The organism is Arthrobacter sp. NPDC057013, assembly GCF_042674585.1.
Classification (GTDB): Bacteria; Actinomycetota; Actinomycetes; order Actinomycetales; family Micrococcaceae; genus Arthrobacter.
Genome location: NZ_JBHUSE010000008.1, coordinates 37,173 through 57,844, shown reverse-complemented (window position 1 = coordinate 57,844; position 20,672 = coordinate 37,173). Strand labels below are relative to the sequence as shown.

Genomic DNA, 20,672 nt, shown 5'->3' with positions numbered 1-20,672 from the left:
CCACTCATCGTCGAGAAGGGCCCGGGCACTCAGCAGCCCGGGCCTGAAAGGAAACACTGTGTCTGCTAAATCCTCCGTCGCATCCTCCGCTTTCTCCCGCCGGGGATTCCTCGGCTTCGCTGCGGCTGCCGCCTCCGTTCCCCTGCTCGCCGCGTGCGGCGGCGGCTCAGCAACCAAGGGCGGTGGAGGCGGAGCCGGCGGCACCGTCAAGTTCTGGGATATGCCTTGGGCCACCCCCGCTTACAACGACGCGGCCAAGGGAATCGCCGAAGGCTTCTCCGGAGCCAACGGCGCCAAGGCGAGCTATCAGATCATCCAGTGGAACAACTTCTACCAGACGTTCTCGTCAGCCATCGCGTCCAAGACCGGCCCCGCGGTGTCCACCGGCGGCGGCTTCCAGGCGTTCCAGTTCGAGCAGCAGGGCCAGATCGCCTACGCGGACAAGGTGATCGAAAAGCTCAAGTCCAACGGACAGTACAACGACTTCCTGCCGGGGGTGCTGGATCCGTTCAAGTCGGACAAGGGCTATGTGGCCGTGCCGTGGCAGCTGGACATGCGCGTCTTCTGGTACCGGAAGTCCCTGTTCGAAAAGGCGAACGTTGCCCTGCCGACAGACTGGCCGTCTCTCCTGGAAGCCGGCAAGGCACTGAAGAAGGTCGGCGCTTTTGGTTTCACCACCGGTGCTGGCGCCGGCAACAACTATGCCAACCACTCCATGATCATGATGATGGTCAACAACGGGGGCGGCGTGTTCAACAAGGACGGCGAGCTGGACCTGCTCAACGACCGAAACGTCGAAGCCATGGAGTTCGTCCTCGAACTTGTTTCCAACGGCATCGTCGATCCTGCCGCCGTCAGCTACACCACCGACAACATGTCCGCCCAGTGGAAGGACGGCAAAGCCGGCTTCGGTCTCTTCCAGGTGAACGTCCCACAGCGCGTGGGCGACACCTCCGGCGACCTCCTGGTGGCCGACCCCATCACCGGCCCGCACGGGGACAAAGCGACCATCGTCTTCCCGAACAACATCATGATGTACACCAACACGCCCTCCCAGGACGCGTCCGAGGAGTTCCTCGTGTACTACCTGGGCCAGCTCAAGCAGCTGTGGCAGAAGAAGCTGATGTCCGCCCTGCCGGTCTTCAAATCGATCACCGAAATCCCCGAGTTCGCGAACGACCCGAACAACGTCAAGATCGTGAAGGAGTGGCAGCCCATCGCCAAGACCTTCGCTTCCCAGGGCAACACCCTGAACGCCAATCTCGCCGCACTTGACGGCGGACAGGCGCTGAACCAGTTCAGCCAGACCATCATCACCGGAAAGGCTGATGCCAAGACCGCGCTGCAGACTTTCCAGTCCGGCCTCGAATCCGTCCTTAAGAAGTAAGCGGTCCCGTCCATGGCACTCACTACTGCTCAAACCGGCCTCAGCCGGGCCCGCCGGGGAATTTCCCCCGGCGGCTCCGGTGCCGCCCCCGGAAAGCGCAAGAGCAAGCTCTCGGCGCAAACCACCAGAACGTTCTTCTGGCTACTGATCCCGTCGGTGGTTCTGCTCGTGTTGATTCACGGCTACCCGCTGATCTACGCAGCGGTGCAGGCCACGCACGACGGCAACCTGCTGCAGACCGGCAATTTCGTTGGCGGTGAAAACTTCGCCACCGTCCTGTCCTCCCCGGCGTTCTGGAAAGCGGCGCAGTTCACGCTCTGGTTCACCATCGTGGGCGTTTTCGGCTCGTGGCTGGTGGGGCTGGGACTCGCACTCCTGCTGAGGACAAAAATCCCGGCGGGCGGGACCTTCAAAGTCCTGCTGCTCCTGCCCTGGGTGGTGCCCATCGTGGTGTCCTCCACCGCGTGGAACTGGTTGGTGGCCACCCCGGACAGCCTGATCCCCTCACTGTTCCGTAACCTTGGCCTGGGAACGCCGCTGTTCCTGGCGGACCCCAACCTCGCCGCCATTACCGTGATGGTCTTCAAGGTCTGGGTCAGCTTCCCGTTCATGATGATGATGATCTCCGCCGCGCTGGCCTCGGTGGACACCACCGTGTATGAAGCAGCGAGCATGGACGGCGCCACCCGCTTCCAGCAGTTCAGCCAGATCACCCTTCCGCTGATCGCCCGGTCGACGTACATCTCCTGGATCCTGATGACGATCTTCTGCGTCAACGACTTCCCCACGATCTACCTCCTCACCGGAGGCGGACCGGTAAGCGCCACCACCTCGCTGGTGGTCCTGGCCTACCGCACCGTCTTTCAGGATTTCGCCACCGGCCCCGGCGTGGCCATTGCCTTCCTCATGACCATGACCCTGGTGGTCATCTCCGTCATCCTGTACCGCCAGATCCGAAAGTCGAGTGTCGAATAATGAGCGCTGCAGTTCACGCCCATCCCCAATCCGGCCCGGTTCTGGGAGTCACTGGCACTGGCCCGAAACGCCGCGCCCTGTCAGATGCGGGCCAGCGCGGCCGCTGGTGGCGGTTCATCCTGATCCTCATCATCACCGCGATCGTCCTGGTACCCATCATGGTCACCGTGCTCCTGGCCTTCACCCCCGGACCGACCAGTACCGCTACGGGAGTGACCTTCGAGAACCTGGCCAACGTGTTCTCCGGGACCCTCGCCGCGACGTGGCTGCAGAACAGCCTCATCACCACCCTTTCCACAGTGGTGGTTTCCGTGGCCGTGGCCGCACCGGCCGGCTACGTCCTCTCCCGCGGCCGCAGCAAGGCAGTCTCCGGCTACTCCCTGCTGCTGTTCGTGATGCAGTCCCTGCCCATCATCACCTCCGTGGTCCCGCTGTTCATCCTGTTCGCCGGCATGGGCCTGGTGGACAACCTGCTGGGTATCACCATCATCTACGTCGGCTCCACCATGACCGTGGCCACCTGGATGATGGCCGCCTACTTCGACTCCATCCCCATCAGCCTCGAGGAAGCATCCTGGATCGACGGCTGCTCCGTCTTCGGCTCTTTCGGCAGGGTGGTCCTCAGGAACTCACTGCCCGGTATCCTCTCCACCGCAATCTTTGCCTTTCTACTGGCTTGGAACGACTACCTCGTGGCCATCGTGTTCCTTCGCTCCAACGAGATCTTCACCCTCCCCATGGGCGTGCAGTCCTTCTTCCAGCAGAACGCCACGGACTGGACCTCCGTCATGGCCCTTGCCGTGGTCATGATGCTCCCGCCGGTCATCGTCTTCGCCACCCTGAACAAGTACTTCAGCGTCGGGGGCATCGGCGGATCCCTCGCCGGCCGCTAGCCCGCCCTGACCCTTTTTCGAGAACAATCCAACTCCCGCAAAGGAACGACATGTCTTACTCACTCCAGCTGTACACCCTCCGCAACGCGATCCAGGAGGACCTGCCCGGAACCATCAAGAAGGTTGCCGAGATCGGTTTCACGCAGGTGGAGCCGTACAACTTCGTGGCCACGGCCAAGGAGCTCGGCGCCGCGCTGAAGGAGAACGGCCTGACCGCCCCGTCCGGCCACGCGCCGCTGCTCAGCCAGGACCAGGACGAGATCTTCGCCGCCGCGAAGGAACTCGGCATCACCACCGTCATCGACCCCTATCTCCCGGCCGAGCACTGGCAGGACGCGGAGACCGTCCAGGCCACCGCCGCCAAGCTCAACGCCGCCGCCAAGAAGGGCGCCGAGTACGGCATCCGCGTCGGCTACCACAACCACGCGTGGGAGCTCGAGTCCACCATCGAAGGCCAGACCGCGCTGGAGTACTTCGAAGCGCTGCTCGATCCCGAACTGGTCCTGGAAGTGGACACCTACTGGGTGGCCGTGGGCGGCCAGGATCCGGTGGACATCCTGACCAAGCTGGGTGACCGGGTGAAGTTCATCCACATCAAGGACGGCCCGCTGAACACCGACACCAAAGCCCAGCAGCCAGCCGGCCAGGGCAAGATCGCGGTCTGGGACGTCATCAGCGCGGCGAAGTCGCTGGAAGTAGGCGTCGTGGAATTCGACGACTATTCCGGGGACATCTTCGACGGCATCAGCCAGTCGCTGGCCTTCCTGAACTCCGCCAAGACCACCGAAGGGGCACAGGCATGAGCGGCACCGCATTCACCCCGTCTTCCCTCCGGGGGCCGGTCGGCGTCGGCATCATCGGCGCCGGCAACATCAGCAAGCAGTACCTGGATAACCTGACGGTCTTTCCGGACCTGAAGGTCCTGGTCATCGCCGACCTCTTCGAGGAGGCGGCTGAGGCGCGGGCGAAGGAATACGGCATTCCGGCGTGGGGCGGCGTGGACGCCGCACTGAACCATCCCGACGTCGAAATCATCGTCAACCTAACCATCCCGGCCGCGCACGTGGAGGTCGCGACGGCGGTGGTGAACGCGGGCAAGCACGTCTGGACGGAGAAGCCGTTCTCGCTGGACCGCGAGTCCGGGCTGGGGCTGCTGAAGACGGCGGACGCCGCGGGCATCCGCCTCGGCACCGCGCCGGACACGTTCCTCGGCGCCGGGCTGCAGACCGCCCGCCGGCTGATCGAGCGTGGCGACATCGGCACGCCGCTGACCGCGATGACCACGTTCCAGACCCCCGGTCCAGAGTCCTGGCACCCGAACCCCGCCTTCCTGTTCCAGTACGGCGCCGGACCGCTGTTCGATATGGGTCCGTACTACCTCACCGCCCTGGTCCAGACCTTCGGCTCAGTCCGGAAGGTGGCCGCCGTCGGATCCAAGGCCAAGGAGGTCCGGGTCATCGGCTCGGGTCCGAAGGCCGGCGAGGAATTCACCGTGGACGTCCCCACCCACGTCTCCGCGATGGCCCAGTTCGAGGGCGGCGCGTCCTCGCACAGCGTCTTCTCGTTTGAGTCGCCCCGCCAGCGGATGGGCTTCGTGGAGATCACCGGCACCGAGGCCACCATTTCGCTTCCGGACCCCAACTATTTCGACGGCGACATCAAGCTCTGGCGCGCGGGCGACGAGGACTGGACGGTCATCCCCGCCACCGGCCCGGCCAACGGGCGCGGCATGGGCGTGCTGGACATGGCACGGTCTATCCGCGCCGGCGTCCCGCACCGTGCCACCGGCAACCTCGCCTACCACGTCCTGGACACCATGGTCTCGATCTCCGAGTCGATGGAGTCCGGCACGTTCGTCGACGTCGAAAGCTCCGCTCCCGCGTCCGCAGCCCTCCCCGAGGACTGGGCCCCGGAAACCGCAACCCTCTAGGAACAACCAATGACTTCCTCCGCATCGCCCGGCACACCGCCGGGAGCCAACCGCCCCCTGGGTGTGGCGATGATCGGCTACGCGTTCATGGGCAAGGCCCACTCGAACGCGTGGCGGAACGTCGCGTCCTTCTTCGACGTTCCGGCCTTCGAGCAGAAGGTGCTCGTGGGCCGGGACGCGGGCCAGGTCGCCGCCGCGGCCGCCAGGTACGGCTGGGCCGAGTCCGCCACCGACTGGCGTTCCGTCCTGGAACGGGACGACATCGACATCGTGGATATCTGCGCCCCGGGCTGGATGCATGCCGAGATCGCCGTCGCCGCCCTGGCAGCAGGCAAGCACGTGCTCGTGGAGAAGCCGCTGGCCAACACCCTCGCCGAGGCCGAAGCCATGACCGCCGCGGCGCAGGCGGCCCGGGCACGCGGAGTGCAGTCCATGGTCGGGTTCAACTACCGCCGCGTCCCGGCGCTGGCTTTGGCCAGGGAACTGATCGCTGAGGGCCGGCTCGGCACGGTCCGCCACGTCCGGGCGGCGTACTTGCAGGACTGGCTCGCCGACGCGGAGTCACCGATGACCTGGCGGCTGAACAAGGAAACCGCCGGGTCCGGGGCGCTCGGGGACATCGCCTCGCACGCGATTGACCAGGTGCTGTTCCTCCTCGGCGACGCGGTCACCGAGGTCTCGGGCCGGCTGCACACCTTCACGCCGGTCCGTCCCGGCAAGCACGGTCCGGAGGACGTGACGGTCGACGACGCCGCCTGGGCCACGCTGTCCCTCGCCTCCGGGGCCATCGCCTCCGTCGAGGTTTCCCGGGTGGCCACCGGCCAGAAGAACTCCCTGAAGCTGGAGATCTACGGCGAGAAGGGCACCATCCTCTTTGAGCTGGAGAACCTGAACGAACTCGGTTTCCTGGACGCCACGGTTCCCGTGCGGGAACAGGGCTTCCGCCGGATCCTGGTCAACGAGCCCGGGCACCCCTACCTGGACGCGTGGTGGCCGCAGGGCCACATCATCGGCTGGGAACACACCTTCACGCACGAGATCCGCGACTTCCTTACCGCGATCAGCGCCGGGGACGCGCCGTCGCCGTCGTTCGAGGAAGGCCTCGCCGTCCAGCGCGTCCTGGCCGCCGTCGAGGAGTCCGCCGCAGCGAAGAGCGCCACCATCCAACTCGTCCAGCCCGCCAACACCGCTACCGCTACCGAAGGAGCCTGACATGCCCCGCCCGTACACGCTGTTTACAGGCCAGTGGGCCGACCTCCCCTTCGAGGAAGTCGCGCGTCTCGCCTCCGGCTGGGGCTACGACGGCCTGGAAATCGCCGTCTCCGGCGACCACCTGGACGCCTGGCGCTGGGACGAGCCCGGCTACGTCGAGTCCAAACTCGCCATCCTGGACAAATACAACCTCAAGGTCTGGGCCATCTCCAACCACCTCAAGGGCCAGGCGGTCTGCGATGACCCGATCGACTTCCGCCACGAAGCCATCGTCGGGTCCAAGGTCTGGGGCGACGGCGACCCCGAAGGCGTCCGCACCCGCGCCGCCGAGGAAATGAAACACACCGCCCGGCTCGCCAAAGCCCTCGGCGTGGACACCGTCGTCGGCTTCACCGGCTCCTCCATCTGGCAGTACGTCGCGATGTTCCCGCCCGTGCCGGAGAAGGTCATCGACGCCGGCTACCAGGACTTCGCCGACCGCTGGAACCCCATCCTGGACGTCTTCGACGAATGCGGCGTCCGCTTCGCCCACGAAGTCCACCCCTCCGAGATCGCCTACGACTACTGGACCACCGTCCGCACCCTCGAGGCGATCGGGCACCGCGAAGCGTTCGGCCTGAACTGGGACCCCTCCCACTTCATGTGGCAGGGCATCGACCCCGTCTCCTTCATCTGGGACTTCAAGGACCGGATCTACCACGTCGACTGCAAGGACACCAAGCTCCGCTTCACCGGCCGGAACACCGTCATGGGCTCCCACCTGCCCTGGGGCGACCCCCGCCGCGGCTGGGACTTCGTCTCCGCCGGCCGCGGCGACGTCCCCTGGGAATCCTCCTTCCGCGCCCTCACCGCGATCGGCTACACCGGCCCCATCTCAATTGAGTGGGAAGACGCCGGCATGGACCGCCTCCACGGCGCCCCCGAAGCCCTCGCAGCCCTCAAAAAGTTCGACTTCCCCGCCTCCCAAACCAGCTTCGACGCAGCCTTCAGCAGCAAGGACTGACCCCCACTTCCATTGGAGTTTTTGTCCAGATATCGCGAGTCAGAGGGCCTTTAGCGGCCGATATCTGGACAAAAACTCCACGGACCGCCAAACGAATCCCGCCCATGCACGAGTTCGTCCCGCTGTTCGACGGCGAGAGCCTGGCCGGCTGGCATCCCGCACCGCGGATCTACGGCACCGTCTATCCGAGCGGCCCGAGCGTGCTGGAGCACTTCGACCAGCTGGGCCTCGCCCGCCCAGCGGGATCGGCGGCTTTTTCGGCAACGGCCTGGCGAGCTTCTCGGCAGCAGGGGGCACATCGCCCTGGAGGTGCACGACAACGACGCCATGTTCGGCGAAGCCCGGTGGGGAAAGGGCGCCCAATGCCGGTGGCGGAACATCCGCATCAGGGAACTGGATCCCGAATCAGAGAGGAACGCCCAATGATCAGGACGCTTCAGCCCGGCCAGCGGTGTGAGGTCTGGATCGCCTCCTCCACGGGAGAACGCGAACTTGTTTACGCCACCGATGACATCCTCCTGGAGGCTCCCAACTGGACCGTCGACGGCGCGTCCCTGGTCCTCAACGGCGGCGGAAAGCTCTGGACGCTTGACCTTGCCGGCCGGACCATCAGCCGGATCCCGCTCACCGGGATCCCGGACCTCAACAACGACCATGTCCTGGACCCCGACGGTGAGCACATCTTCCTCTCGGCCAATGACGGCCACATCTACAGCGCTGCCCTCGCCGGCGGGCAGGCCACCCGCATCACCAAGGACGACGGCTCCTTCCACTTCCTGCACGGCGTCAGCCCGGACGGCGAGGAATTGGCCTACGTCAGTATCGAGGCCGGCGACTTCACCCAGCCGGGCCGGCTCATGACGATTCCCGCCAGCGGCGGCACTTCTTCCCCGATCAGCGTCGACGGCCACTGCGACGGACCCGAATACTCCCCCGACGGCGAGTGGCTGTACTTCAATACGGAGGCCTTCACCAGCCGGCCCGGCCACGCCCAGCTGGCACGCGTGCGTCCCGCAGGCGGCAGCGGGGTCAATAACAACGACGCCGAGCGGCTCCTTGAGAGCGACACCGTCGACTGGTTCCCGCATCTGTCCCCCAATGGCCGTCTGGCCAGCTACATCCGTTTCCCCAGCGGCACCCAAGGCCACCCGGCGGACCTGCCCGTCGACGTCGTACTTGTATCAACCGATGACTGGACCACACCACTCCATACGTGGCCACTTTTTGGCGGCCAAGGTACCCTCAACGTCAACAGCTGGTCGCCGGATTCGAGGCGCTTTGCCTGTGTTGCGTATCCGATCACTGACTCACCAAAGGACTAAGCACGTGACCCTAAGCAATGGCACTTCCGACGGAGCAATCCGCTGGGGCATCCTCGGCACCGGCTTCATCGCCGGGCTGCAAACCCAGGACCTGGTCGACAACGGCTTCACGGTGCAGGCGGCCGGCTCCCGCACGCTCGAATCGAGCGAGCGCTTCAGCGAAACGTTCGGCATACCCACCGCCCACGGGAGCTACGAAGAGCTCGTTGCGGACCCGGAGGTCGACGTCGTCTACGTCGCCACCCCGCACACATTCCACTACGCCCACGCGCGGCTCGCCCTGAACGCCGGCAAACACGTGCTGGTGGAGAAACCGTTCACCGTCAATGCCCGGGAAGCGCAGGAGCTGGTGGCACTGGCCGGGGCTCAGGGCCTGGTGGTGCTGGAGGCCATGTGGAGCCGCTTCCTCCCCCACATGGCGCGCCTCCGCGAGATCATCGCCGAGGGCTCACTCGGGCAGATCAGGAAGGTGACAGCCAGCCACAACCAGAACCTTCCCAAGGACCCCGCGCACCGGCTCAACGATCCGTCCCTGGGCGGCGGTGCCCTCCTGGACCTCGGCGTCTACCCGGTGTCGTTAGTCTTCGACGTCCTCGGCGGGCCGGACACCATCCGGGCCAGCGCTGCCATGACGGCCACGGGCGTGGACCGGCAAACGGCGGCGATCTTCGAGTATCCGGACGGGCAGCAGGCACTCGTGGACTGCGCCCTGGACACGGCCTCAAACAACCGCGCCGCCATTATCGGGACCGAGGGATGGATCGACATCGAACCCACCTGGTACAACCCCACGTCCTTCACCCGGTACGACAACCAGGGGAACGTCCTGGAGCGGTTCCACCAGCCGGTGACCGGCAGGGGCATGCAGTACCAGGCCGCCGAGATGGAACGCCTCATCCGGGCCGGCCTCACCGCGGGCACCGTTCTTCCACCGGCCGAGAGCGTCGCCGTCATGGCCGCGATGGACGAGATTCGCCGCCAGATCGGACTGAAGTACGACGCCGATTCCGCCCCGGAATGATCCTCCAATGGGTGAAACTGTGCTGTCCCGGATCACCGAACTGCAGCTGCACAGGAGGAACTCGTCTTCGCCTCATTCGACCACCACGCCCGGGGCCCGTCCGCCGAGGATCTCCTCGTAGAGCGCCAGGTGGTCGGCCACCATGCGGGCCGAACTGAAGCGCTGCTCCGCTGAGGCGCGGCAGGCTTCCCGGCTGAGACCTGCGGCCTGGGCAGCGAACCCGGCGAGCTGGTCGACGCTGCCCAGATAGCCCGTGACGCCGTGCTCCACGATTTCCGGCGCAGCGCCGAGAGGGGTCCCGACGACGGGCGTTCCGGTGGCCAGCGCCTCGATCATCACGAGCCCGAACGGTTCCGGCCACTGGATCGGATTCAGGAACGCGAGCGCGCCGCCCACCAGTTCGTATTTTTCGGCGTCGGACAGCGGCCCCGTGAAGTCCACGTCGGGCCCCAGCGCCGGCTTGACGACGTCGTCGAAATAGGCCTGCTCCTCGGGTCCTTGGATCCGGGCGCTGATGCGCAGCGGGATGACCGCGGCACGGGCGATCTGGATGGCCTCGAGGATCCCCTTGTCCGGGGACAGCCGTCCGATGAAGCACAGGTAGCCGCCGGTCCCCTGGCCCACCGGAACGGGCGCCACGTCCATGCCGTGGTGGATCACCTTCGTCACCGGAACCTCCGGCGACCGGCTGACCTGGTCATGGGAGATGGCGATGATGCCCGTGGTCTTTCCGGCCGCGCTGTACAGGTCCACGGCCTGCTGGGCCAGGCGGATGTGGATGGTGGTGACCACCGGGATTCCGGCCGGACGGTGGGCATAGAGCGGTCCGCTCATGGTGTGGTCGTGGATGATGTCGACCCCTGCCATGCCGTCGTAGGCCCTGACGATATGGCTCAGCTCCGACAACGCGAACCCCATGTCCGCCGGTTCGGAGGGGCGCATCCGCGGGGCCAGTGGAACGGGGCAGGTACTGTCGGACGGGGCTGCCAGCAGGACCTCATGTCCGGCCGCGGCAAATCCGCGCGCAAGGCTGTCCACCACCCGCTCAGTGCCCCCGTAGCCGGGCGGCGGCACCGGGATCCACGGTGCCGATATCAGTCCTATGCGCATTTTGCCTCCCACGAAGGTACGGCCTGACCGCCGGGAGTTAGTCCAAACAATAGGGCCGCGCCTGCCGCCAGACAAGGGCTCAGCCGGGTCCCCATCCACCGCAATGAGTACGTGACCAAAGCAACTGTCCTGGCAGGAATGCTCAGGAAAGCACAGGAGTTGTCGCAAGCATGAAGATTGAGATCTGGTCCGACGTCGCCTGCCCCTGGTGCTACATCGGCAAGCGCCGTTTCGAGTCCGCCCTTGCCGAATTCCCGCACCGCGACCAGGTGGAGGTGCAGTGGCGCAGCTACCAGCTGGACCCGAGCCTGCCCGAGCACTACGACGGCACCGAGCTGGACTACCTCAGCAAGCGCAAGGGCATGGCCGCCGGCCAAGTCACCCAGATGTTCGAGCATGTAGCAGCCCAGGCCAAAGGTGAGGGCCTCAACTACCGGTTTGACGCCGTCGTGGTTGCCAACAGCTTCACGGCCCACCGGCTGATCCACCTGGCTGCCGCGCACGACAAGCAGGATGCTGCCAAGGAGAGGCTGCTCAGCGACCACTTCGAGCACGGCAAGGACATCGGCAGCCCCGATTACCTCACGTCGGTGGGCGCGGAGCTTGGGCTCGACGCCGGGGACGTCGCCGAGCTGCTCAGCACCGACAAGTACGCCGACGATGTCCGCCGTGACTTCGCCGAAGCCCGCGCCCTGGGCATCAGCGGCGTTCCGTTCTTCGTGATCGACCGCAAGTACGGTCTGTCCGGTGCCCAGCCCGCGGCGAGTTTCACCATGGCCCTGGAGCAGGCCTGGCAGGAGTCGCAGCCGCTGGTGATGGTCGGCGTCGAGAAAACCGACAAAGCCAGCGCCACATCGGAGAACGAAAACGCGTGCGGCCCGGACGGCTGCGCCGTCTGAGCTGCGCCGACTGAACTGCGCCGCCTGAGCTGCGCCGCCAGACCGGACTGCCATCTGAGTCTCCGAGTTTTTGTCCAGATATCGTCCCCTGGCGGGCGTTAAGAGGCCATTATCTGGACAAAAACTCGGCACCGGTTTGGTGACAGATCACGATAAAGTGTCCCTATGCCACGGATTTCGGCCCCCAGCAACGCTGCGCAACGCGCCGAGACCCAGCGCCGCATCCTGAACGCGTTCGGCGAGCTCCTGTTCTCCCACGGGCTGCCCGGGCTGACCATGACGGATGTCGCCCGGCACGCGGGGATCGGCCGCACGGCTGTCTACAACTACTACGCCGACATCGAAGAGCTCCTGATCGCCTACGCCCTCGTGGAGACGGAGCGGTTCATGTCCGGGCTGCGCGAGTCACTGTCCCGGCTGGACAATCCGGTGGACCGCCTCGCGCTGTACGTGCGGGCCCAGGTGGAGGATCTCAGCCGCCGCCATCTGCCCCCGGGACCGGCCATGGGTGCTGTCCTGTCGCCGGCGTCGTTCGCCAAGCTCGCGGACCACGTGGACGGGCTCAGCGACATGCTGCAGGACATTCTTCGCGACGGCATGGACCAGGGCTATTTCCCCATGGCCGATCCCCTGCAGCAGGCGCAGCTGATCCACGGCACGCTCTCCTCCAGCGCCGCCCGCGGCGGCGACGCCTCCGAAGACCTGGAGGAAAGGATCTCCCGGACCGTCCGCTTCATCCAGTTGGGCGCCGGGGCAAGGTTCGACGACGGCGGCCGCCCCCTGCGCCTGCAGCCCCCTGCCGCTGCGGCCGGCTAAGGACCAGGGAACGGTTTACCCGGCCAAAAACTCAGGGCTTGGCGCCCTGGGTGGGCATGACCGGCCACTGCGAATCGTCGGCCACGCGCCGGGTTTCCCGCGGGCAGCTGAGCTGGCCCGGCGTCTGGTCAACAAGCTGCGGCTTGACCAGGCCGCGGTAGTCGCTGGTCAGGATCACATCCACGCTGGCGTCCTTGCGCCCGTCCTGGAAGTAATCGGAGCCGGGCAGATTCCGCTGCACGGTGAAGGCCGCCGACTGTCCGGCAGCACCCGAGACGATTGCCGCCACGCCGCGGTAGCCGGTCTGCGTGTTGGCCACATTGCCGACAACAAACTTCCGGGCCTTGAACTCATTGGCTGCCGCCTTGGCCAGGCCGTTGCGGCTCGTGGCGTTGAGGACGTTCACCTTCACCTTGGCGGGCGGCGTGTAGTCGAATGTCGTTGCCGGGCAAACGGAGGACTTCTCCTGGGCCTGGATGGCGGACGGAAATTTGATCTGCCCGCTCATCACCCCCATCGCGCCCATGATCCCCGCGACAATGAGGCCCAGCAGCAGCACCAGCACCACGCCGTGCAGGATCCGGCGGCGCAGCCGGCCGGGGTTTTCCGCGTTCCCGTCATCCTCGACGAACGTGGCCCTGAGCTCGGGGCCGGTAATGACGCGGTGACCGTGGAGAACGGTCAGGTCTTTGGGTTTTCTAGCCATCGATCACAAGCACCCTTGCATGTATCGCGGTGCGCTGGTGGAGTGCCGTCCTTACCGCCCGGTGCAGGCCGTCCTCAAGATAGAGGGTGCCCTGGTACTGCACCACGTGGGGAAACAGGTCGCCAAAGAAGGTGGAGTCCTCGGCAAGGAGCGCTTCAAGGTCCAGGGTCCGCTTGGTGGTCACAAGTTCATCCAGCCGCACGGGACGGGGCGGAAGCGCCGCCCAGTCTTTGGGGGTACTGAAACCATGGTCGGGGTAAGGGCGTCCCTCGCCCACAGCTTTGAATATCACCCTGTAAGCGTATGCAACTGGCCAGTTCAAGGGAATGTGGAATCAGCGTGCCGCGGGAGGTTGTAGCCAAACAGTAACTATGTGTCACATGCCGGCCGCCGCCCACCGCCTGGGCGGATTGGCCGGCGCCGGCTGACAGAATGGAGCCATGACTGCACCTTCAGCCAACCCCGCCACCGGGTTCGGCGCCCACACTCCGTCGGCACCCGCACTGGCACTTCTCCTGGACGTCGACGGGCCGGTCGCCAGCCCCGTCACCAGGGATGTAAAACCGGAAATCATCGCCGATCTGGTTGCTCTCGCGAACGCCGGAATTCCAGTCATCTTCAACACCGGGCGCTCCGATACGTTCATCCGCGAGCAGGTCATGGAGCCCATGATCGCAGCCGGAATGCCCAGTGGAACGCTGATCCACGCCATCTGCGAAAAGGGCGCGGTGTGGTTCAGCTACACGGCTGCCGGCCCCGGACCCATCCACGTGGACCACGAGCTTGCCGTGCCGGCGGCCTACGGCGACGATGTCCGGCGGATGGTGGCCGAGGACTACTCGTCCCACATGTTCTTCGATGAAACCAAGCGCGCCATGGTGTCGGTGGAGCAGCACATCGACGTGCCGAACAGTGAGTACCTCGCCGAGCAGAAGCTGTTTGACGCGGAGGCCCTGGAGCTCATGGAGCGCCACGGTTTCGGCGTCGTCCGGCTGGAACACCACGCACCGAACTCCGACGACGAGATCGACTACCGCGTGGACCCCACCATCATTTCCACGGACATTGAGTCGGTCCGGCTGGGCAAGGACCTTGGCGCGAGCCGCGCCGTGGAACTGCTGGCGGCCCAGGGCATTACGCCGCAGGCCTGGCGGACGGTGGGCGACTCCCGCACGGACTATGCCATGGCCGACTGGCTGCACCACAACGACCACGCCGTGAAGCACGTCGACGTCCGCCCTGCGGACGGCGTCCCGGCCAAACCATACGACGTTCTCACCGCCGTCGACCTGGGCATGCCGGAGACTGTCATTCACGACGACGCCGGGGCGGCGTTCCTGTCCAGCTGGCGGCAGGCGCTGCTGGGCTGAGTCCGCTGCCGCCTGCCCGGCATGTTTTCCCGGCAGGACTATCATGCAAGTAAGACTTCACCCCTAACAGCTGGGAGAAACGCCATCACGGACGTAACGGTTCAGGACGACATCTATTACGGCGGTCAGGCAGCCGAGGACGACATACCCGCGCTTGCGGAAGCAACGTCCCCGGCGGCTGTGGCGCGCCTCAAGCACCGCCCGGACGTCGTTCGCCGGTCAGGCAGGTATGCGCTGATCAACGACACCCGGACGCCCTACCAGGCCATGGTGGAGGACCTGCTCTTCCTGCGGAACGTGCTGGACGGGGCCGGCCTGGACTACCTGCTGGTCCGGGGCAACAACGACCGCCCGGTGATTGCCCTTGACTGGAAGGACCGCAAAAAGCTGCGGAGCGCCCTCGTTGACGCCTGCCGGAACGAGCCTTTCTACTCCATGACCGTGGACGCGAAGAAGAAAACGTCCGTCCTGGTGGCCGACGGCGAACTCTCCGTCAACCGGCAGGCGCGCATCTTCCGGCTGTACCGCCCGCGGGTTGAGCCTGAGGGAGGCTTTGAATTCGGCGCATCCGCAGGCGTCCAGGTGGAGCTGTGGAGCTTCCTGGGCAACGAAGTGATCCTGCCGATCGAGAACTCCCTGACCCGCCGCACCATGATGGCGCACGAGGCTGTCCGCGGAACGGTCGAGCGCTACGGGCACACCTGGCCCACCATCGAGAACATGTTCGCAGACCACGCAAGCGACATCAGCTTCGACATTGACATGGTCTTCTCCTGGGTGGACGGCACCTCCCCGGAGTACATCGCCGCCCGCCGTGCCCGGATGGCTGGCGCTGTCGTGGGCGAAGGCGACGATCATGAGGCACGCTACCGGCAGATCAACGAGCTCAAGTACGCGCTCCGGTCGGTGTACATGTTCGCACCGTGGGTCCGCCGCATCTTCATCGCCACGGACTCTCCCGCGCCGGAATGGCTGAACGACCATCCGTCGGTGACCATCGTCCGAAGCGAGGAGTTCTTCGCCGACCCGTCGGTGCTGCCCACCCACAACTCGCAGGCCGTGGAGTGCCAGCTGCACCACATCGAGGGCCTCTCCGAGCACTTCCTCTACTCCAACGACGACATGTTCTTCGGGCGGCCGGTTGGTCCGGACATGTTCTTCACGCCGGGCGGGATCACCAAGTTCATTGAAGCGGAGACGCGCATCGGCCTGGGAGACAACGACGCCGAGCGCAGCGGCTTCGAGAACGCCGCCCGCGTCAACCGGAAGCTGCTCTGGAACCGCTTCGGCCGGATCACCACCCGCCACCTGGAGCACACGGCGGCGCCGCTGCGGCGGAGCCTCGTGGCCCAGATGGAGCAGGAGTTCCCGGCAGAGTTCGCGAGCACGGCCGCCAGCACATTCCGCGCCGCGGACAACATCTCCGTCACGAATTCCTTCTACCACTACTACGCGCTGCTGACCGGCCGGGCCGTGACCCAGACGGCGGCCAAGGTGCGGTACGTGGACACCACGCTCCGGTCGGGGCTGAAGTACCTGCCCAAGCTGCTGACCAAGCGCAACATGGACTTCTTCTGCCTCAATGACGGCAGTTTTCCGGAGGTTCCGGCCGGCGAGCGGGCGGAGCTGGTTACGGACTTCCTGGAGAAGTACTACCCGATCAAGGCGCCCTGGGAAAAGTAGGCCCCTCTGCACACAGAAACCCCGCCCGATCTGGCCCTTCCAGATCCGGCGGGGTTTCCTGTACCTAAGGACCCTACTTCCGGGTCAGCATCGGCCGTTTAGCCCCTTCGGGGATGCGGATCCCGGCTGCGGCCAGGCGGCGTTCCGTCTCCTCGGGGCTGACATACTCGCCCACGGTGGGGGTGGCGCCCAGCGGCACCACCGAATGGACCACCGTGTGCTCGTAGACGTGCACCAGGTTGAAGGCCTGCCCGCCGTCGCGGCCGCGCGTGCCGCCCACCGGAACATTCAGGTCCTGGGTGTAGCACGTGGCTGAAGCCACCGAGACGGGGATGCCGGCGAAGCTCGCCGTCGTGGAGTAATGCAGGTGGCCGGCAAGAATGCTGCGGACATCCGAGTTGCGCACCACAGCTGCCAGGGACGCCTGGTCGCGGAGCTCCACCAGCACGGACAGGTCCAGGACCGACGGAACCGGCGGATGGTGCAGGGCCAGGATGGTGCCGTCCGGCGCGGGAGTCTCCAGCTGCCCGGCGAGCCAGTCCAGCTGGTTGTCGCTGAGCTCGCCGTGGTGGTAGCCGGGCACGGACGTATCCATGGTGATGACCCGCAACCCGTTGACGTAGTAGCTGTGGTCGACGGGGTCGTCGTTGCCGTGCTGGTCGAACAAGCCGGCGCGGAAGTTGACGCGGTTGTCGTGATTGCCCATGGCCCAGATGACCTGGGCCCCGAGGTCCCGGCATGCAGGCTCCACGACAGCGCGGAGCTTGGCATAGGCCTCGGGGTCGCCCTTGTCCGCCAGGTCGCCGGTGAAAATCACGGCTTCCGGGCGCGCGCCGGAGGCCTGAACCTCATCGAAGAGCTGGATCAGGCGGGCTTCGCTGTCAACTGCGCCGTAGAGGGGGTCCGGACCTCCCAACAGATGGGTGTCACTCAGGTGGAGTAGAAAATGGCGTGGCCGGGGGTGCTCGGCCTCGATGAGCTCCATTGCTGCCTTCGCGGTAGTTAGGAAGCGGGGCGCCTCCTGTGTCCCTCTCAGTACCTTCTATCCAACCAGATAAAAAGCGAACTGGGGGGAAACGGGAGTTGGCATGTTGAAAAATTACAACACCGCCGCCGCTCTCAGGCTACCTTCCTCGCTTTCGTTTCCTTGCGCGGTCACCGTCCGATGACCGCTTCGTTGTTTCGCCGCGCATGGTGTGATTTTGCCGCGTTCCACCGGTAACCGGCAGACAGTGGGCTATGCGCCCGGCGGTTGCGCCGCACAGAGAGATATGGGGAACCTCCCCGGTAGTTTCCGGGCGGAAGACTCTTCCGGAACGTGCCCGGCTTACCTCGCGTGGGACGGTTTGAAAGGACGGCGACGGCGTGCGGCTTCGCCGGGCAGGACACCCACCCAGCGGATCCGGTACAGCCGGCACATCCGCCGTCGGCGGACGCATCCGCCGCCTGCGCGGCATCGCCGGCAGGGCAACCGAAACCCGGGTGTGTTCCGTCGGGTATCGGCGGAATCGTTTGGAGGGAAGTCACATCGTGCTCTCTCGCCGGGTACATGGCTGTCAGTAATGACAACGGCTTTGGTCTCCGTTGCATTCCCTGGACCTCCTCACCATTTGGCTTCCCCGGCAAGCGAACAGCCCGACGGCGGCTGCCCGCCACCGTTTACGGCGCTGCCGTGGGCTCCGTCGCCGGAACAGCTTCTGCTGCGGCCTTCGCCGCTGCCGCGGCAGCTTCCTCAGTTGGCGCGGCACTTGGCGAAGTCGCGGGTGCTGCCGGTTCCGACGTGGGAACCGGCGCCGGCGCCGGCACAGCCGGAGCCGTGGTGACGGGGGCCGCGGGCGTAGGGACCGGATCCGGTGCGGGTGCCGGAGCGGGCTCGACAGGGGCAACTTCCGTCGGGGCAGGTTCGGAATTCGTGATCGGCGCGGAGGGTGCTGCCGGCTCGGTGGGTGCAGGCGGCGCGGGGTCGGCCGGGACCGCCGGGTCGGTGGGAGTCGGGTCAGCCGGAACCGGGTCAGCCGGAGCCGGGTCCGCCGGCGGCGTGGTGGGAGTCGGCGTTGGGGTGGGTGTAGGAGTCGGCGTTGGGGTGGGAGTGGGCGTCGGGGTCGGTGTCGGCGTCGGCGTCGGGGTGGGCTTGGGCTTGGTCGTTGTAGGCGGCTTCGGTGCGGACGGCTTGGGGGTGGGCGTGGGCGTGGCCGCCGGGCTGGACGTCGACGGACGGGAGGAGGCGGAGCCGGAGGTCGACGAGCTGGCAACCAGCCTGGTTCCTGCCGAGGCTGACGGGCGGCTGCGGGGATTGGCGACTGCTGCTGCGGTGACCGGGGTCAGGCCGTCGTCGGTGTTGCCCGGGCCGCTGTTGCCGGGGATGTTGGGGATGGCCCACCCGTAGGTGGTGGCGGCGCCGCCTTCGAAGCTGGTGAACACGGCGGGGGTCAGTTGGTCCGTTTGCCGGATGGGCAGCAGGGTCCACTTCATCGGGTCCTCGTGCTGGCCGTTCTTGATCACCTCGAAGTGCAGATGGCAGCCGGTGGAGGATCCGGTGGTGCCAACCTCGGCGATAATCTCGCCTACCTTCACATGGTCGCCCTTTTCGACGGCGATGCCCTGCAGGTGATTGTAGGTGGTGATCAGGCCGTTGCCGTGGTCGATTTCCACCCTGTTGCCGCCGCCCCACGGGTGCCACCCGGCGGCCCGGACGACGCCGGAATCGGCTGCATAGACGCGCGTGCCACAGGCGGCGGCGAAGTCCTGGCCCCAGTGGAATTCGCCCAGTTCGCCGGTGATGGGGCTGCGCCGTTGGCCAAACGGTGAGCTGGGGGTGAGCACTTCCAGGGGTGCCATGAGGAAGCCGGCTGCGGGCCGCTGCAGTGCGGAGGAGGCCACACCGGGTGATTTGGGGGTGCCCGTCCTGGTCGCCTTAACGGTGGAACCCGACACCGTGCGTCCGGTGGAAGTCTTCGCGGGCGCGGCGATGCCGGAGCCGCTGATGGGATACCCCGGCGCGGCGGTGTCCGGATCAAGGAGCTCCGGCCCCACGATTCCCGTGGGAGGGGCGATCGGGATGCCGGCACCCACGGGCTGCTGGATCGAGGCGGCGGGCCCCTGGAACCCGAAGGCAAAGACGGAGAAGCCGACAACCACGGCCGCGGAAAGGCTCCGCAAGGCGATCCGGCCTGGGCCGATCACCCTCGGTGCGTGCTTGTGTCCCCCATGATTTGCCACAAAATTCTCCTGGATCGGTTACCCGCCAAACTCCTATCTCGACGAGCGTGTCCTCCATTGTGGCCACAGCCCAAAGGCAGGGGAAACCCCTAAAACTGGGGGGCCAAAGCGTCCGGTTTCATAGGCTTAACCGCGCGGCATGCGGCGGGGGAGAATGGGATATGCGGACTTTGCTGACGGAATGGCAGGCCGAACTGAAGCGCACGCTGACCGGCAGCCCGGATGCTCTTCCGGACTGGGCGCGGAAGTTTGCCGAGGGCGACGACGCCGGGTACTTCCTCCCCGGTTCTGCGGTGTGGGCGGTCCATGGCGGCGTCGCCACGATCGTCGGCGGTATCCGGTCCCTGCTGATGCAGAGTCTCCACCCCGGAGTCCTCGCCGGGGTGTACGACCATTCAAATTTCCGTGAGGACACGCTGGGCCGGCTGGCCCGGACCACAGCCTGGATCCACGCCCTCACATACGGGTCCACCGCGGAGGCCCAGGCGGCTGCCACCAGGGTGGTGCGGCTGCACGAGTCCGTCAACGGCACATATGTCGACGGCGGCGGCACCATCCGGAAATACTCTGCCAACGACCCGGAACTGGTGCGGTGGGTCCACAACACCTTCACGGACTCGTTTCTCCGCGCGCACGAGCTGTGGGACGGCCCCATTCCCGGCGGCCCGGATGCCTACGTCCGTGAATGGGCGGAGGCGGGCAGGCTGATGGGCGTGGAGTTCCCGCCGGAGAGCAAAACCGCCCTCAACCGGGAGCTCCGGGAAACGCTTGCCGCCGGGACTCTTCGCGGCGATGAACGGGTCGCGGAAACGGTTGCGTTCATCCGGAACCCACCCCTGCATCCCTTGCTGAAACCGGGGTACCGGATCCTGTTCCAGGCTGCCGTCCTGAGCCTGGAGCCTGAATACCGCCGGCTGCTCGGACTGCAGACTGCCCGGCTTGGTCCCCTGCCGCTGCCGGTGAGGCTGGCCGCCCGGGTGACCCTCGCCGTCGTCCGTCTTGCACTGGGGCCGGCCAGCCCGAGCCGGCTCGCCGCCCATGAGCGGCTCCAGAGGCTCGGCGTGGCGTGACCTCTTCCGCAGCTCTGCGGGAACAGAAAACCCGGTCCTGACAACGTCAGGACCGG

Annotated in this window: 19 protein-coding genes; 14 read left to right on the top strand and 5 right to left on the bottom strand. The window is 66.2% G+C overall.

The features are described 5' to 3' along the window. Window positions 1-58 precede the first annotated feature (58 nt). From ACFTSA_RS12655 to ACFTSA_RS12615, 9 genes are all read left to right on the top strand, one after another. Window positions 59-1,387, top strand: a complete 1,329-nt coding sequence (locus ACFTSA_RS12655; protein ID WP_377951671.1) for an ABC transporter substrate-binding protein — start codon at window positions 59-61, stop codon at window positions 1,385-1,387. Window positions 1,388-1,399: 12 nt separating this feature from the next. Beyond that, complete coding sequence (locus ACFTSA_RS12650) at window positions 1,400-2,362, top strand: sugar ABC transporter permease (protein WP_331569942.1); 963 nt, start codon at window positions 1,400-1,402, stop codon at window positions 2,360-2,362. Then, window positions 2,362-3,255, top strand: coding sequence for a carbohydrate ABC transporter permease (locus ACFTSA_RS12645; RefSeq protein ID WP_377951668.1), 894 nt, complete (start codon window positions 2,362-2,364; stop codon window positions 3,253-3,255). The genes ACFTSA_RS12650 and ACFTSA_RS12645 overlap by 1 nt, the downstream gene beginning before the upstream one ends. A 50-nt stretch (window positions 3,256-3,305) precedes the next feature. Next, window positions 3,306-4,058 (top strand): sugar phosphate isomerase/epimerase family protein, encoded by a 753-nt coding sequence (locus tag ACFTSA_RS12640; protein ID WP_377951666.1) that lies wholly within the window; start codon window positions 3,306-3,308, stop codon window positions 4,056-4,058. Continuing rightward, window positions 4,055-5,185, top strand: coding sequence for a Gfo/Idh/MocA family protein (locus tag ACFTSA_RS12635; protein ID WP_377951664.1), 1,131 nt, complete (start codon window positions 4,055-4,057; stop codon window positions 5,183-5,185). Before ACFTSA_RS12640 ends, ACFTSA_RS12635 begins: the two co-directional genes overlap by 4 nt. 9 nt (window positions 5,186-5,194) lie before the next feature. Further along, window positions 5,195-6,397 (top strand): Gfo/Idh/MocA family protein, encoded by a 1,203-nt coding sequence (locus tag ACFTSA_RS12630; protein ID WP_377951662.1) that lies wholly within the window; start codon window positions 5,195-5,197, stop codon window positions 6,395-6,397. A 1-nt stretch (window position 6,398) separates the two neighbouring features. Beyond that, window positions 6,399-7,400: a sugar phosphate isomerase/epimerase family protein gene (locus tag ACFTSA_RS12625; RefSeq protein WP_377951661.1), complete on the top strand. Its 1,002-nt coding sequence runs from the start codon at window positions 6,399-6,401 to the stop codon at window positions 7,398-7,400. Window positions 7,401-7,822: 422 nt separating this feature from the next. Then, window positions 7,823-8,722: a TolB family protein gene (locus ACFTSA_RS12620; RefSeq protein ID WP_377951659.1), complete on the top strand. Its 900-nt coding sequence runs from the start codon at window positions 7,823-7,825 to the stop codon at window positions 8,720-8,722. 4 nt (window positions 8,723-8,726) lie between these two features. Continuing rightward, window positions 8,727-9,743, top strand: a complete 1,017-nt coding sequence (locus ACFTSA_RS12615; protein WP_377951658.1) for a Gfo/Idh/MocA family protein — start codon at window positions 8,727-8,729, stop codon at window positions 9,741-9,743. Window positions 9,744-9,815: 72 nt separating this feature from the next. Here the strand turns inward: ACFTSA_RS12615 and ACFTSA_RS12610 are convergent, their stop codons facing one another. Beyond that, window positions 9,816-10,853 (bottom strand): glycosyltransferase family 4 protein, encoded by a 1,038-nt coding sequence (locus tag ACFTSA_RS12610; protein WP_377951657.1) that lies wholly within the window; start codon window positions 10,851-10,853, stop codon window positions 9,816-9,818. Between the two features lie 170 nt (window positions 10,854-11,023). On the opposite strand from ACFTSA_RS12610, the gene ACFTSA_RS12605 reads away from it, so the two are divergent. Both ACFTSA_RS12605 and ACFTSA_RS12600 read left to right on the top strand, forming a co-directional pair. Further along, the gene (locus tag ACFTSA_RS12605; RefSeq protein WP_377951655.1) at window positions 11,024-11,752 is read left to right on the top strand and encodes a DsbA family oxidoreductase; all 729 of its coding nucleotides are present in this window, start codon (window positions 11,024-11,026) and stop codon (window positions 11,750-11,752) included. A 165-nt stretch (window positions 11,753-11,917) separates the two neighbouring features. Then, a complete protein-coding gene (locus ACFTSA_RS12600; protein ID WP_377951654.1) occupies window positions 11,918-12,568 on the top strand; it encodes a TetR/AcrR family transcriptional regulator in 651 nt (216 codons plus the stop codon). 31 nt (window positions 12,569-12,599) lie between these two features. Here ACFTSA_RS12600 and ACFTSA_RS12595 read toward each other — a convergent pair whose 3' ends face one another. Both ACFTSA_RS12595 and ACFTSA_RS12590 read right to left on the bottom strand, forming a co-directional pair. Further along, the gene (locus tag ACFTSA_RS12595) at window positions 12,600-13,274 is read right to left on the bottom strand and encodes a LytR C-terminal domain-containing protein (RefSeq protein ID WP_377951653.1); all 675 of its coding nucleotides are present in this window, start codon (window positions 13,272-13,274) and stop codon (window positions 12,600-12,602) included. After that, the gene (locus ACFTSA_RS12590) at window positions 13,267-13,566 is read right to left on the bottom strand and encodes a type II toxin-antitoxin system VapB family antitoxin (RefSeq protein ID WP_043417724.1); all 300 of its coding nucleotides are present in this window, start codon (window positions 13,564-13,566) and stop codon (window positions 13,267-13,269) included. The genes ACFTSA_RS12595 and ACFTSA_RS12590 overlap by 8 nt, the downstream gene beginning before the upstream one ends. A gap of 148 nt (window positions 13,567-13,714) precedes the next feature. On the opposite strand from ACFTSA_RS12590, the gene ACFTSA_RS12585 reads away from it, so the two are divergent. Both ACFTSA_RS12585 and ACFTSA_RS12580 read left to right on the top strand, forming a co-directional pair. After that, entirely contained in the window at window positions 13,715-14,644 is a 930-nt protein-coding gene (locus ACFTSA_RS12585) for a hypothetical protein (RefSeq protein ID WP_377951652.1), read from the top strand. 21 nt (window positions 14,645-14,665) lie between these two features. After that, window positions 14,666-16,327 carry a stealth conserved region 3 domain-containing protein gene (locus ACFTSA_RS12580; protein WP_377951651.1) on the top strand — a complete coding sequence of 554 codons (1,662 nt, stop codon included), beginning with the start codon at window positions 14,666-14,668 and terminating at the stop codon, window positions 16,325-16,327. A gap of 73 nt (window positions 16,328-16,400) precedes the next feature. Here the strand turns inward: ACFTSA_RS12580 and ACFTSA_RS12575 are convergent, their stop codons facing one another. Next, a complete protein-coding gene (locus ACFTSA_RS12575; RefSeq protein WP_377951649.1) occupies window positions 16,401-17,312 on the bottom strand; it encodes a phosphodiesterase in 912 nt (303 codons plus the stop codon). Window positions 17,313-17,986: 674 nt separating this feature from the next. Further along, a complete protein-coding gene (locus ACFTSA_RS12570) occupies window positions 17,987-19,546 on the bottom strand; it encodes a M23 family metallopeptidase (protein ID WP_377951648.1) in 1,560 nt (519 codons plus the stop codon). 161 nt (window positions 19,547-19,707) lie between these two features. On the opposite strand from ACFTSA_RS12570, the gene ACFTSA_RS12565 reads away from it, so the two are divergent. Continuing rightward, window positions 19,708-20,616 carry an oxygenase MpaB family protein gene (locus tag ACFTSA_RS12565; RefSeq protein WP_377951647.1) on the top strand — a complete coding sequence of 303 codons (909 nt, stop codon included), beginning with the start codon at window positions 19,708-19,710 and terminating at the stop codon, window positions 20,614-20,616. Window positions 20,617-20,672 lie beyond the last annotated feature (56 nt).